Raw genomic sequence first — 13,569 nt, forward strand, 5'->3', positions numbered from 1 at the left:
GCGTTTCCCGCGCGGTTGTCGTCAGATCGCGCGTCCGGCCCCCTGCCAGTAGGGCTCACGCAGGCGGCGCTTGAGCAGCTTGCCGGAATCGTCGCGCGGCAATTCCTCGTGGAAGTCGATGACGCGCGGCACCTTGAAGTTCGCGAGCCGCGCCTTCAGCGCTTCGCGGATCGCGGCTTCCGTCGTGCCGGGCGCGGCGCGGATGGCAGCGCAGAGGGACTCGCCGAACTCGGCATCCGGGATGCCGAAGACGGCGCAGTCGAGCACGCCGGGGATGCCGATCATCACCGCCTCGATCTCGGCGGGGTAGATGTTGACGCCGCCGGAGATGACCATGTCGCGCTTGCGGTCGCAGAGGAACAGGTAGCCGTCCTCGTCGAAGTAGCCGACATCGCCGACGGTGATCAGCCCGTCATGTTCCACCGCGTGGCGTTCGCCGTCGCGCTTGTTGTAGGTGAAGTCGGGCATGTACTCGACACGGGCGTAGATCTCGCCGGGCACGCCGACGGGGCACTCCGCCCCGTTCTCGTCGAGGATCCTGATCGTCGCACCTTCGGTCAGCGTGCCGACGGTGCCGGGCTTCGCCAGCCACTGTTCGCTGGTGCAGGCGGTCGGCGCGCCGAGGTCGGTGGCGCCGTAGAATTCATGGATGACCGGGCCCCACCATTCGATCATCGCGCGCTTGACCTCGGGCGGGCAGGGCGCGGCGGCGTGGGTGACGTGACGGAGCGACGACAGGTCGTAGCGGCGCTTCACCTCCTCCGGCAGCCGCAGCAGGCGGATCATCATGGTGGGAACGAGGAAGGTGGTGGTGATGCGGTGGCGCTCGATGAGCGCAAGCAGCTCCTCGGGGTCGAAGCGGGACATCAGCACCAGCACGTCGGAGAGCGGCACGGCACGCAGGCCGAAGCCGTTCGGCGCGGAGTGGTACATCGGGCCGGGCACGAGCGAGCGGATGCCGGGCACCAGGCCGTAGATCTGCGCACGGTTGCGCGCGGTGCCGGCGGCCTGCTCGGGTGTCGGCGGCTGGCGGCGGACACCCTTCGGCCGGCCGGTGGTGCCGGAGGTGTAGATCATGCTCTCGCGCGCCGGCTGCGCCGGCCTGTCCCATTCGGCGTGGCCGGCGAGGAAGGCGTCCCACGCCTCGCCCGGCGCGGTGTCGTCCGTGGGCGCGATGCCATAGGCGGCAGCCGCTTCGGGCGGGGTCGGCACGACGAGGACGGTCAGGCCCTCCGGCGCTTCCGCCAGCAGCGGGAGCAGGTCGTGGTGCACGACCACGACCCGCGCCTCGCAGTCGCGCAGCAGGTAGGCGACTTCCTCCGGCTTCCAGTGCCAGTTGATCGGCACCGCATAGCCGCCGAGCGTGGTCGCGGCGAGGCTGGCTTCGAGGAACGGGAAGTCGTTCCTGAGCAGCAGCGCCACGCAGTCGCCCGGGCCGACGCCGAGCGCCGCGAAGCCGCTGGCCGCGCGGCGGACACGCGCCATCAGGTCGCCGCGCGCGATGGCCCGGTCGCCGCTGACGATGATGGCGTCGGTGCTCACGGCAGGTATTCCGCGCGCCCGTTGTTCAGCGCGATGACGTCGCGCGCCGGCACGCGCACGCGGAAGGCGGCGACGCCCGGCCCCTGCTTCCAGACCTCGGTGCGCAGCGTCTCCCCCGGATAGACCGGGGAGGTGAAGCGCAGGTCGAAGCGGCGCAGGCGCGATGCATCCCCGTCGCACAGCAGGCTCATCACCGACCAACCGGCGACGCCGTAGGAGCAGAGCCCGTGCAGGATCGGCTGCGCGAAGCCGCCCTTCGCTGCCGCCTTGGGGTCGGCATGCACGGGGTTGTAGTCGCCGTTCAGGCGATAGAGCAGCGCAGCGTGGCGGCCGATGGTCCAGTCGAAATGCGCATCCGGCGTGCCTTCCGGCACCGGGTGCGGCTGGCGGACCGGACCGCTCGGCCCGCCGAAGCCACCGTCGCCGCGCAGGAAGGAGGTGCTGGTCAGGCTGCACAGGAGCTCGCCGCCGGCGGCGTCGCGCAGCTCGCGCGTCGTGTACATCAGCGCGCCCTTGCCGGCGCCCTTGTCGATGATCTCGTCGATGCGGAACCTGCTGACGACCCGGCCCTGCGGCGGCAATGGCCTGTGGATGGTCAGGCCCTGCTCACCATGCAGCACCTTCGGCCAATCGACACCGGTGTCCGGTTCCTTCACCCAGAAGCCGGGCGTGGCCAGCACCACGCCCATGGTGGGCAGGGCGGCAAGGTCTTCCTCGTAGACATGGCGCAGTTGCTTCGGGTCCATCGGGTCCTGCCCGAGGCCGAGGCCGAGCGCGTAGAGCATCGTGTCCTTGACGCCGTAGGCCGCCTCGATGTCGGCGAACTTGCGGTTCTTCAGCTTTGCGTAGTCGATCGCCATGCGTCGTTTCCCCCGTCAGACCTGGAACGCCGCATCGGCGGCGAGCACGCGCTGCGCCTGGCGCAGATGCGGCATGTCGATCATCTTCCCGTCGAGACCGACCGTGCCGATGCCGGGATTCGCCTCGAAGGCCGCGACGACGCGGCGGGCGAAGGCGACGTCCTCCGCGGTCGGGCGAAAGCCTTCGTTGATCGGGCCGACCTGCGCCGGGTGGATCGCGATCTTGCCGGTGAAGCCCTCGCGGCGGGCGGCGGCGCAGGCGGCACGCAGCGCGGCCTCGTCGCGGAAATCGGCTTCGAGCGTGTCGATCGGCTGCACATCCGCCGCCACGGCGGCGAGCAGGCAGGAGGAGCGCGCGATGCGGTAGGTGAGCGAATACCCGCCCGCCGCATCCTGGTTGCTGCTGGCGCCGAGGGCCGCCGCCAAATCCTCCGCACCCCAGGTCAGGGCGGCGAGGCGCGGCACCGCCGTGCGTGCGTATTCGGATAGCCGCAGCACCGCCGCCGCCGTCTCCGTCGCCACCGCGAGAAGGCGGATGCCGCCCTGCGGCAGTCCGTCGCGCGCTTCCAGCGCATCGAGCCAGTGCGAAAGCCGCAGCAGCTCGTCCGGGCCGTTGACCTTCGGCACCACCAGCCCATCCGGCGCGGCGCGCACCACGGCGGCGGCATCGGTCAGCCCCTCGCTGTCGAGCGGGTTGATGCGCACCCAGAGTTGCGGCCGACGCGCGGCACCGGCATGCGCGGTCAGGTAGTCCACCACCATCCCGCGCGCGGCGGGGCGGCGCGATGCGGCAACGGAATCCTCCAGGTCGAGGATCAGCGCATCCGCCCCGCTCTCGCCGCCCCTGGCGAGCTTCCGCTCGCTGTCGGCCGGGACGAAGAGCCAGGAGCGGTTCATGCCGGCTTGCCCAGCATCAGGCCGGACCGCTTGCAGTGTGCCACCAGCTCGCCGCGCTGGTTGTAGGCGCGGTGCATGAACTCGACGATGCCCTGGCCGGGGCGCGACTTGCTGGGGCGCTTGGACAGGACCTCCGTCTCCACGTGGATGGTGTCGCCGTGGAAAAGCGGCTTCGGGAAGCGCACCTCGTCCCAGCCGAGATTCGCCACGGTGGTGCCGAGCGTGGTGTCGCCGACCGAAATGCCGACCATCAGCCCGAGCGTGAAGCAGGAATTGACGATGCGGGCGCCGAACTCGGTGGTCTTGCCGTATTCCTCGTCGAGGTGCAGCGCCGCTGGATTGTGGGTGATGGCGGAGAACCAGACATTGTCGGTCTCCGTGATCGTGCGGCGGATGGCGTGTCGGAAGACCTGGCCGACCTCGAATTCCTCGAAATAGAGACCGGCCATGTCGTGTCCTCCTTCCTCAGCCCTTCAGGCGCCACTGGACCAGGGTGTAGGGTGGGTCGGCCTCGTCATGCGGTTCGAACACCGCTTCGACCTCCGCGCCGATCTCGACCGGCGCGGTCGGTTCGCAGAGCAGGTTGCCGACCATGCGGACATTCCCCGCATCCGGCAGTTCCACCAGCACGATGGTGTAGGGGCCGAAGCCGCTCAGCGCCGGATGCACCGGATGATGCGGACGCTGCCAGGACCAGATGCGGCCGCGCGGGGCCACTTCCTCCCATCCCAGATCGAAGGAATGGCAGCGATGGCAGACCCACTCGGGGCCCCATTGATGCGCGCCGCAGCCCTTGCAGCGCTGGATCACCAGCTTGCCGGCGCGGGTGCCTTCCCAATAGGGCTTGGCGACGGGTTCCTGCGCGGGCGCTGGCAGGCCGGGGGGAAGGGCGTTGCTCACAGGGTCGCCTCCGTGCCGAGGACCAGGCTGCTGACGGGTGTCACCATCGGGCCGCCGAGGACGGCGACGACCTCCGGGTTCGGCACCTGGTTGCAGGCGGTGCCGCGAAGCTGGCGGACGGCCTCGTTCACCATCTCGAGCCCGTGCATGTAGCACTCGGCCAGGTTCCCGCCGCTGGTGTTCATCGGCATCCGGCCGGTGGGCGCGAGCAGGTTCTCGAGCACGAGGAACTCGTTGGCCTTCTTCGGATCGACGAAGCCGTGCTCGACCAGGGAGAGCAGCACGCCGCCGGTGAAGTTCTCGTAGGCCTGCACGACATCGACATCCTGCGGACCGAGCTTCGCCATGGCCCACATGTTCTTCGCCACGGTCGGGAAATGCGCCGAGGCATAGTCCGGTGCGTTGTGCACGGGTGCGGCGCTGCGGTGGTGCCCGCCCTGCGCGGTGCCGAGCAAATATGTCGGCTTGTGCGGCAGGTCCTTCGCACGATCCGCCGGCACCACCAGCACCGCGCCGGCGCCGTCATTCTCCTGGCAGCAATCGAAGAGGCGATGGAACGGCTCCACGATCCAGCGGGAGGCGTCGTACTTCTCCTCCGTCAGCGGGCGTCCGTACATCACCGCGCGCGGATTGGTCTGCGCGTGGTGATAGGAGGCCATGGCGATGCTGCGCAGGGCTTCGTGCCTGATGCCGTGCTCCGTCATGAAACGCGTGATCTTCATGGCGAAGCGCTGCGCCGGGGACATCAGGCCGTAGGGGAAGAGAAAGGCGTCGTCGCCCGCCGCCGCCGCGACGGCGGCGCCCCGCCCGTAGCGCGCAAACTGGCCCTGCGCCAGCGAGCGGAAGGCAATGACGCAATTCGCCATGCCCGAATGCACCGCCGCCGCGGCATTGGCGACCGAGGCCGCGACACCGCCACCGCCGCCACCCCAGTGCATGTTGGAAAAGCGCAGTTCCTTGATGCCCAGCGCGGCAGCGAGGCGCACCGCCTCCGACCGGTCATTGCCGTAGGAGGCGAAGCCGTCCACCTCCTTCGGGTCGATGCCGGCATCCCTGCAGGCGGCGAGCACCGCCTGCAGCGCCAGCTTGAACTCCGCATCGGGCGATTGCCCGTGCTTGTAGTAGGTGGTCTCGCCGATGCCGGCGATCGCCACCTTGCCGCGCAATGTGCGCTCGCTCATCGGCGCTGTGCCCTTTCCCGCATGGTCATCATGCCGCGCCCTGGAACAGGCGTCGGCCGATGATCTCCTTCATCACCTCCGCCGCGCCGCCGGCGATGCGCGTGACGCGCGCATCCGCCCAGGCCCGCGCGATCGGCGTTTCCGCCATGTAGCCGGTACCGCCGAAGAGCTGCAGGCAGCGGTCCAGCGCCTCGCATTGCAGATCGGTGCAGAAGAGCTTCGCCATGCCAGCCTCGATGGGGTCCAGCGTGCCGTCCATCTGCAGCGCGATCAGCCCGTCAGTCATCGCCCGCGCCGCGGCGGTCTTGGCGGCGAGTTCCGCCAGCACGAAACGGGTGTTCTGGAAGTCCGCGATGGTGCGGCCGAAGGCCTTGCGCTCACGGGTATGGGCGATGGTCCAACGGATGGCTTCCTCGGCGAGCACCACGCCGCGCACCGCCTGCACCAGGCGTTCGCGCGCCAGGTTCGTCATCAGCATGCCGAAGCCCTGGCCCTCTGCGCCAAGGCGGTTCGCCACTGGCACGCGTACCTCGTCGAAGAAGAGCTCCGAGGTGTCCTGGGCCTTCATGCCGATCTTGGCGAGGTTGCGGCCGCGCCGGAAACCGGGCGATGAGGCCTCCACCACGATCAGGCTGACGCCATGCGCGCCGGCATTCGCATCCGTCTTGCAGGCCGTGATGATGATGTCGGCGTTCTGGCCGTTGGAGATGAATGTCTTCTGGCCGCGGATGACGTAGTGGTCGCCATCCGCCACCGCGCGCGTGCGGATGCCCTTGAGGTCGCTGCCCGCATCCGGTTCGGTCATGGCGATGGCGCCGATCAGGCTGCCATCCACCATGCCCGGCAGCCAGCGCCGCTTCTGTTCCTCGGACCCGAACTTCGCGAGGTAGGTCGCGACCATGTCCGAATGCACGACGAAGCCGGGGCCGGAGAGGTTGGCGCGGGCGAGCTCCTCGGTCACCACCGCGCAATGGCCGAAGTCGCCGCCCGGGCCGCCGTATTCGGGCGCCACGTCGCAGCAGAGAAGGCCGGCCTCGCCCGCCTTGCGCCAAGCCTCGCGCGGGACGATGCCGGCCTCCTCCCAGGCCATGTTGTGCGGAACCAACTCGGCTTCCACGAAGCGGCGTACGGAGGCACGGAAGATCTCGTGCTCCTGGCTCAGCACCGTGCGCGGGCGGTCCAGCATGCCGTTTCCTCGATCGTTCTCGTTCTCTTGCAAATGGTAAGCATGCGTACGATCATCGCGCAAGCATCCCGGGGAGGAGTTCATGGATTTCGGCCTGTCGCCCGAGCAGGAAGCGATCGTCGCGGGCGTGGCCGCGGTCTGCCGCCGCTTCGGCGACGACTACTGGCGTTCCTGCGACGATGAGGCGCGCTTCCCCCGCGAGTTCCACCGCGCCATGGCCGAAGGCGGCTGGCTCGGCATCACCATGCCGGAGGAGCATGGCGGCGCCGGCCTCGGCGTGACGGAAGCAGCACTCGTCATGCACACGGCCGCGCGCCATGGCGGCGGGATGGCGGCGGCTTCCTCCATCCATATCAACATGTTCGGCCCGCACCCGATCGTGGTGCACGGCACGCCGGAACAGAAGGCGCGCTGGATTCCGCCGCTGGTCGCCGGTACGGACCAGGCCTGCTTCGGCTTCACCGAGCCGAATGCGGGCCTCGACACCACCTCCATCACCACCTTCGCGGCCAAGGTGCCGGGCGGCTACCGGGTGAACGGGCGGAAGATCTGGACCTCCACCGGCCAGGTGGCGAACAGGATCATGCTGCTGACGCGCACGACGAAGAAGGAGGACGTGCGCCGCCCGTCGGACGGCATCACGCTGTTCTACACCGAGCTCGACCGCAGCAAGGTGGAGGTGAAGCGCATCCCGAAGATGGGCCGCGCCGCCGTCGATTCGAACATGACCTTCATCGACGACCTCTTCGTGCCGGAGGAAGACCGCATCGGGGAGGAAGGCAAGGGCTTCGGCTACGTGCTCGACAGCCTGAACCCGGAGCGCATCCTGCTGTCCTCCGAGGCGGTGGCGATCGGCCAGGACGCGCTGGAGCGCGCCGCGCGCTACGGCCGGGACCGCAGCGTCTTCGGCCGGCCGATCGGACAGAACCAGGCGATCCAGCATCCGCTCGCGGAATGCTGGACCGCCCTCGAATCCGCCTGGCTGATGGCGATGAAGGCCGCGTGGCTCTACGACAGCGGCAAGCCCTGCGGGGCGGAGGCGAATGCGGCGAAGCTGCTCGCCGGCCGTGCCGGGCACAATGCCTGCCTGCAGGCGGTGCTGACCCATGGCGGCATGGGCTATGCCAAGGAATATGTGGTCGAGCGGCTGCTGCGCGAGGTGCTGATCTGCCGCATCGCGCCGGTCTCCGAGCAGCTCGTGCTGTCCTTCATCGCCGAGCGCGTGCTCGGCCAGCCGAAATCCTACTGACCATGACGCCGCTGTCCGGTCTGCGCGTCCTCGACTTCTCGAAGGTGCTGGCCGGGCCGCTCTGCGCCCAGTGGCTCGGCGACCTGGGCGCGGAGGTGACGAAGATCGAACCGCCGAGGGGCGGCGACGACACGCGCGGCTGGCCGCCGTTCCGCGGGGGCGTCGGCGCCGTGTTCCTCAGCGCCAACCGCAACAAGAAGTCGCTGGCGCTGGATCTCAAGACCGAAGCCGGGCGCGATGCAGCGCAGCGGATGGTCGCGCAGGCGGATGTGCTGATCGAATCCTACGCCACCGGCGTCGCCGAACGGCTCGGCATCGGGGCGGAGGAGATGCGCGCGCTCAATCCGCGGCTCGTCTACTGCTCGATCTCGGGCTTCGGGCGCACCGGGCCGCTGAAGGGGGGGCTCGGCTACGATGTCATCCTGCAGGCGTTCAGCGGCATCATGGCGATGACCGGCGAACGCGGCGGCGGGCCGGCGCGCAGCCCCTTCTCGCCGATCGACCAGTCCACGGGGATGAATGCGTTTTCCGGCATCCTCGCTGCGCTGCTCGAACGTCACCGGACGGGGCAGGGCTGCCGGCTGGAGGTGTCGCTGTTCGAGACCGCGGCCGCACTGCTCGGCTACAATTTCCAGATCTTCTGGGAGAAGGGCTCGCTGCCGGAGAAGTGCGGATCCGGCCATGAATCGCTGTGCCCCTACCAGGCCTTCGATGCCTCCGACCGGCCGGTGCTGATCGGCATCGCCAACGACAATCTCTGGCGTCGCTTCACCGCGGGCATCGGGCAGCCGGAGCTCGGCGAGGACCCGCGCTTCCGCACCAACGCCGATCGCGTGGCACGCTTCGCGGAGACGGTCGCGCTGGTGCAATCGGTCATCGCCACGCGCACGGCGGATGAATGGGTGGAATTCTGCCTCGGCATCGGCATCCCCTGCGCTGCCGTGAACACCATAGCCGACATGCTTGCCCACCCGCACATGGCGGCGCGCGGCATGGTGATGGAGTACGAGCACCCGCATCTCGGCGCGATGAAGACGATCGCGCAGCCGATCCAGTTCGACGGCAAGCCGCGCCGCGTGGCATCGCCGCCGCCGATGCTCGGCGAGCATTCCGACGAAGCATTGGCCGGCTACGGCTTCACGCCTGAGGAGATCGCCGCCCTGCGCGCCGCCGGCGCCCTGGGTGCCCCGTGAGAAGGAGGATCGGATGATCGCACGCAGGCTGATCCTCGCAGCGCCGCTGCTGCCCTTCGCCGCACGGGCGCAGGGCGGTGATGCCTTCCCGTCGCGCCCGCTGCGCGCCATCGTGCCCTTCCCGCCCGGCAGCGCGACCGACGGTATCGCGCGCTTCGTGGCCGAGCGCCTGTCCCGCGGCCTCGGCCAGCCGGTGGTGGTGGAGAACGTCGCCGGCGGCAACGGCACCATCGCCGCGCGCCAGGCCGCCCGCGCCGTGCCTGACGGGCACGGTTTCTTCTTCGCCACCAATTCGACCCACGCCGCGGCCGTGCATCTCTTGCGGGAACCGGGCTACGACCCGGTGAAGGATTTCGCGCCGGTCACGCTCACCAGCATCGCGCCGCTGGTGCTGATGGTCCGCTCGGACTTCCCGGCGCGCAACGTGACGGAATTCGTCGCGGAAGCCCGCGCGCGCGCCGGCGCGCTGAACTATGGCACCGGCAACATCGGCAGCCTGGCGGCGGCACAGTTGCTCATCAGCCTGACGGGCATCAGCGCGGAGCGGATCTCCTATCGCGGCACGCCGGCGGCGGTGACGGATCTGCTCGCCGGTCGGTTGCATTTCATGGTCAGCGATCTCGCCTCCGCAGGGGAGCATGTCCGTGCAGGCACTCTGCGCGCCCTCGGCGTGACGCCAGCGCAGCGCATCCCGATGCTGCCGGACGTGCCGACGCTGCAGGAAGCCGGCGTGCCCGGCTACGACTTCGCGTCCTGGGTCGCGGTCTTCCTGCCGGCGCGCAGCCCGGAAGTCGCCGTGGCGCGCCTGAACCGGGAGATCCGCGCCGTGCTCGACAGCGAGGAAGGCAAGCGCTTCTCTCTCGGCCTCGGCCTGGTGTCGGCGACCGGCACGCCTCAGGACCTCGCTGCCTTCCAGGCGCGCGAGATCGAGCAGTGGGGCCGCATCGTCCAGGCCGCCGGCCTGCCGCGCGAGTGACGCGATTGGCTTCCGCACCCCAACGCCAGGCCCGCGGACGGTCCCAGGGCAGCAGCGAGTTCCGCATCGGCTTCCTCGTGCACGACGTCTCCCGCCTGCGGCAGACATTGTTCGACCAGGCGATGAAGCCGCATGGCGTGACGCGCGCGCAGTGGTGGGCGCTGGCGCAGCTCACGCGCTACGACCCGTCCGGCGGGATGACGCAGGCGGAGCTCGCGCGGCTTCTTGGCCTCGGCAAGGTGGCGGTGGGCGGGATGATCGACCGGCTGGAGGCCGCGGGCCTGGTCGTGCGCAAGGCGGATGCGGCGGACCGGCGGATCAACCGCGTCTATGTCACCGCGCGCGGCAGCCGTGTGCTGGACCGCATGGTCGCGGTCGGGCGGGACCTCAACCGGTCCGTGCTGCGCGGCGTGTCGCGGGAGGATCTGGAGGCGACGGATCGTGTGCTGACGGCACTGGGCAAGCGGCTGCGCGGGATGCTCGATGGTGCGGGAGAGTAGGGCGCGTGGTTGAGGGGGCGTTGCCCCCTCAAACTCCCCCGGCAGGGGACACGGTCCCCTGCACCCGCGGATACCAAGGCATCGGTTTCCAAAGGCCTTTCGGCAATGGGATCCCTGGCGGGGTGAGCCCGAGAGGGACGGCGCCCCGCTCGGCAGTCCTGCGATCGCTCAGGTGTTCATCGCGTCGAAGAAGTCCTGGTTCGTCTTGCTGTACTTCAGCTTGTCGAGCAGGAATTCCATCGCGTCCTGCGTGCCCATCGGGTTCAGGATGCGGCGCAGCACCCACATCTTCGACAGCGTCGCGCGATCCACCAGCAGCTCTTCCTTGCGGGTGCCGGACTTGGTGATGTCGATCGCGGGGAAGGTGCGCTTGTCGGACAGCTTGCGGTCCAGCACGATCTCGCTGTTGCCGGTGCCCTTGAACTCTTCGAAGATCACTTCGTCCATGCGGCTGCCGGTGTCGATCAGCGCGGTCGCGATGATGGTCAGCGAACCGCCTTCCTCGATGTTGCGCGCCGCGCCGAAGAAGCGCTTCGGGCGCTGCAGGGCGTTGGCATCGACACCGCCGGTCAGCACCTTGCCCGACGAAGGAACCACGCTGTTGTAGGCGCGGCCGAGGCGGGTGATCGAATCCAGCAGGATCACCACGTCCCGCTTGTGCTCGACCAGGCGCTTGGCCTTCTCGAGCACCATTTCCGTCACCTGCACGTGGCGCGTCGCCGGTTCGTCGAAGGTGGAGGCGACCACCTCGCCCTTCACCGTGCGGGCCATGTCGGTCACTTCCTCCGGCCGCTCGTCGATCAGCAGCACCATGAGGAAGACCTCGGGGTTGTTGGCCGAGATCGACTTGGCGATGTTCTGCAGCATCACCGTCTTGCCGGTGCGCGGCGGGGCGACGATCAGCGCGCGCTGGCCCATGCCGATCGGCGCGATCAGGTCGATGACGCGGTGGGTGTTGTCCTTGGTCGGGCCCTTGGCGACGGACTCGACCTCCGGGTTCTCCATCTTCAGCCGGCGCTGCGGATAGAGCGGCGTCAGGTTGTCGAAGTTGATGCGGTGCTTGAGCGATTCGGGCGGCTCGAAGTTGATGCTGTTGACCTTCAGCATCGCGAAATAGCGCTCGCCGTCCTTCGGCGCGCGGATCTGGCCTTCGACCGTATCGCCGGTGCGCAGGCCGAAGCGGCGCACCTGGGCGGGGGAGATGTAGATGTCGTCGGGGCCGGGCAGGAAGTTCGCCTGCGGGCTGCGCAGATAGCCGAAGCCGTCCGGCAGGATCTCGAGCGTGCCTTCCCCGAAGATGGCCTGGTCGTTCTCGGCCAGGTTCTTGAGGATGGCGAACATCATGTCCTGCTTGCGCAGCGAGGATGCGTTCTCGACGCCGAGTTCCTCGGCGAAGGCGAGGAGGTCAGCGGGGCTCTTGGCCTTGAGTTCGGAAAGGTGCATGGGTCCTGGACGGCGTCCAAAGCGAGGGGATTGGCCGGGACGTTCCCTGGGGCGTGACGGGCGCGGGGAACCCGCGCGCGCTGCGTCCTGTTCGCCCGGCTCGGCGCCGGGATGCGGCGCGATGGGCGAGGTCCCGTAAGGTGAGGAAGGAAGTGGCGGCGCGAGGCGCAGGACGCCCCACACCGCAGGCGGGAAGCGGCCGAACCCTATGGAGGCCCGCGCCGTCCGTCAACCGGCAGATGCGCATCGCAGGCGCCAGGTTCAAGATCGGCAGGTCCGGGAAGGGTGGCGGTGCCCATCTTGCGCGCCCCGCCCAAAAAACGCTCCGCCGGTCCAATGACAGTGATTGCACCTGGATGCGTAAAGCAGAATCATTGGCCAGGATCGCCAGGAAGACAGCAAGATGACCAGGCCCCATCCAGCGCCCTTCCTGCCGCGCTTCGGCGTCGGGGGGGTGAGCCCCGTGGATCCCCGGCGCGTCGCTCGCATCATGTTGGCCTTGGCTTTCGGCGGCATCGCCGGGCTCGCGGGCGGGATGCCGCCGCGTGCCCTGGCGCAGGCCCCCGCGCCGGCTGCGACGCCCCGGCCCGTCACGACCACCGGCCAGGAGGACCGGCTGAGCCAGGCGCAGCTCGAACAGCTCCTCGCGCCCATCGCGCTTTATCCCGACACGCTGCTGATGCAGGTGCTGATGGCCGCGACCTACCCGCTCGAGGTGGTGCAGGCGAAGCGCTGGCTCGGCCAGGGGCAGAACGCCTCGCTGCGCGGGGATGCGCTGGTGCAGGCGCTCGACGCGCAGTCCTGGGATCCCTCGGTGAAGTCGCTGGTGCCCTTCCCCGACGTGCTGACTCTGATGAACGACCAGCTCGAATGGACCCAGCAGGTGGGCGATGCCGTGCTGGGGCAGCAGGAGGACGTGATGAACGCCGTCCAGGTGCTGCGCGGCCGCGCCCAGGCGAATGGGGCGTTGCAGTCGGGCCCCCAGCAGACCGTGACGGTCACGCAGAATGTGGCGGCGCCGCCCGCCGCGGGCGCGGCGGCACCGGCGGTCGCCCCGCCGGCGCAGGTCATCACCATCGCGCCGACCCAGCCGGACACTGTCTACGTGCCGGCCTACGACCCCGGCGTCGTCTATGGCTCCTGGCCCTATCCGCAGTACCCGCCGGCCTACTACCCGCCCCCGGTCGGCTGGGGGCTGGGCAGCGCGCTGCTGACCGGCATGGCTTTCGCGGGCGGTGCTGCCATCGTCGGCTCGCTCTGGGGTTGGGGGAACGCGAACTGGGGCGGCGGCGACATCAACATCAACGCCGATCGCTACAACAACATCAACCGCAACAGGACGAGCAACATCAGCGGCAACACCTGGCGGCACGATGCCTCGCACCGGCACGGCGTCGCCTATCGCAACGACGAGGTGCGCAACCGCGTCGGCGCCACCCGGTCCGGCGCCGGCACGGGCGACCGCGCCCAGGCGCGCGAGCAGTTCCGCGGCCGGGTGGACCAGGCGCAGCGCGGGGAAGGGATCGGCAACCGGGCCGGTGCGGGTGACCGCCCGGGGGCCGGCGACCGTCCGGGCCTCGGCGATCGGGGGCCGGCCGGAGGCGATCGGCGGCCCGGCGCCGACCGGCCGGGCGCGGGCGAC

General features: G+C 69.6%; 13 protein-coding genes. 5 read left to right on the forward strand and 8 right to left on the reverse strand.

Annotated elements, in window-relative coordinates; all coding sequences use genetic code 11:
• Nucleotides 1-21: 21 nt before the first annotated feature.
• Genes GXW74_RS21130 through GXW74_RS21160 form a run of 7 tightly spaced genes read right to left on the reverse strand, consistent with a single transcriptional unit; the run spans nucleotide 22 to nucleotide 6,566 of the window.
• Complete coding sequence (locus tag GXW74_RS21130) at nucleotides 22-1,542, reverse strand: acyl-CoA synthetase (protein WP_338148300.1); 1,521 nt, start codon at nucleotides 1,540-1,542, stop codon at nucleotides 22-24.
• Nucleotides 1,539-2,402 carry a MaoC/PaaZ C-terminal domain-containing protein gene (locus GXW74_RS21135; protein ID WP_211848543.1) on the reverse strand — a complete coding sequence of 288 codons (864 nt, stop codon included), beginning with the start codon at nucleotides 2,400-2,402 and terminating at the stop codon, nucleotides 1,539-1,541. Before GXW74_RS21135 ends, GXW74_RS21130 begins: the two co-directional genes overlap by 4 nt.
• A gap of 15 nt (nucleotides 2,403-2,417) precedes the next feature.
• Complete coding sequence (locus tag GXW74_RS21140) at nucleotides 2,418-3,299, reverse strand: HpcH/HpaI aldolase/citrate lyase family protein (protein WP_211848544.1); 882 nt, start codon at nucleotides 3,297-3,299, stop codon at nucleotides 2,418-2,420.
• The gene (locus tag GXW74_RS21145; protein WP_211848545.1) at nucleotides 3,296-3,748 is read right to left on the reverse strand and encodes a MaoC family dehydratase; all 453 of its coding nucleotides are present in this window, start codon (nucleotides 3,746-3,748) and stop codon (nucleotides 3,296-3,298) included. Before GXW74_RS21145 ends, GXW74_RS21140 begins: the two co-directional genes overlap by 4 nt.
• 16 nt (nucleotides 3,749-3,764) lie before the next feature.
• Nucleotides 3,765-4,199, reverse strand: coding sequence for a Zn-ribbon domain-containing OB-fold protein (locus GXW74_RS21150; protein ID WP_211848546.1), 435 nt, complete (start codon nucleotides 4,197-4,199; stop codon nucleotides 3,765-3,767).
• The gene (locus GXW74_RS21155) at nucleotides 4,196-5,380 is read right to left on the reverse strand and encodes a thiolase C-terminal domain-containing protein (RefSeq protein ID WP_211848547.1); all 1,185 of its coding nucleotides are present in this window, start codon (nucleotides 5,378-5,380) and stop codon (nucleotides 4,196-4,198) included. Before GXW74_RS21155 ends, GXW74_RS21150 begins: the two co-directional genes overlap by 4 nt.
• 28 nt (nucleotides 5,381-5,408) lie before the next feature.
• Nucleotides 5,409-6,566, reverse strand: a complete 1,158-nt coding sequence (locus tag GXW74_RS21160; protein WP_211848548.1) for an acyl-CoA dehydrogenase family protein — start codon at nucleotides 6,564-6,566, stop codon at nucleotides 5,409-5,411.
• 82 nt (nucleotides 6,567-6,648) lie between these two features.
• On the opposite strand from GXW74_RS21160, the gene GXW74_RS21165 reads away from it, so the two are divergent.
• Genes GXW74_RS21165 through GXW74_RS21180 form a run of 4 tightly spaced genes read left to right on the forward strand, consistent with a single transcriptional unit; the run spans nucleotide 6,649 to nucleotide 10,484 of the window.
• Nucleotides 6,649-7,815 carry an acyl-CoA dehydrogenase family protein gene (locus GXW74_RS21165; protein ID WP_211848549.1) on the forward strand — a complete coding sequence of 389 codons (1,167 nt, stop codon included), beginning with the start codon at nucleotides 6,649-6,651 and terminating at the stop codon, nucleotides 7,813-7,815.
• 2 nt (nucleotides 7,816-7,817) lie between these two features.
• The gene (locus tag GXW74_RS21170) at nucleotides 7,818-9,008 is read left to right on the forward strand and encodes a CaiB/BaiF CoA transferase family protein (RefSeq protein WP_211848550.1); all 1,191 of its coding nucleotides are present in this window, start codon (nucleotides 7,818-7,820) and stop codon (nucleotides 9,006-9,008) included.
• Nucleotides 9,009-9,021: 13 nt separating this feature from the next.
• Complete coding sequence (locus GXW74_RS21175) at nucleotides 9,022-9,984, forward strand: Bug family tripartite tricarboxylate transporter substrate binding protein (RefSeq protein WP_211848551.1); 963 nt, start codon at nucleotides 9,022-9,024, stop codon at nucleotides 9,982-9,984.
• Between the two features lie 5 nt (nucleotides 9,985-9,989).
• Nucleotides 9,990-10,484, forward strand: a complete 495-nt coding sequence (locus GXW74_RS21180) for a MarR family winged helix-turn-helix transcriptional regulator (RefSeq protein ID WP_211848552.1) — start codon at nucleotides 9,990-9,992, stop codon at nucleotides 10,482-10,484.
• Between the two features lie 168 nt (nucleotides 10,485-10,652).
• Here the strand turns inward: GXW74_RS21180 and rho are convergent, their stop codons facing one another.
• A complete protein-coding gene (rho, locus tag GXW74_RS21185) occupies nucleotides 10,653-11,927 on the reverse strand; it encodes a transcription termination factor Rho (RefSeq protein ID WP_211848553.1) in 1,275 nt (424 codons plus the stop codon).
• A gap of 403 nt (nucleotides 11,928-12,330) precedes the next feature.
• On the opposite strand from rho, the gene GXW74_RS21190 reads away from it, so the two are divergent.
• The coding region (locus GXW74_RS21190; protein WP_211848554.1) for a DUF3300 domain-containing protein at nucleotides 12,331-13,569 on the forward strand (1,239 nt) is incomplete at its 3' end.

Origin of the sequence: Neoroseomonas eburnea, assembly GCF_018129005.1 — a bacterium.
Taxonomy (GTDB): domain Bacteria; phylum Pseudomonadota; class Alphaproteobacteria; order Acetobacterales; family Acetobacteraceae; genus Neoroseomonas; species Neoroseomonas eburnea.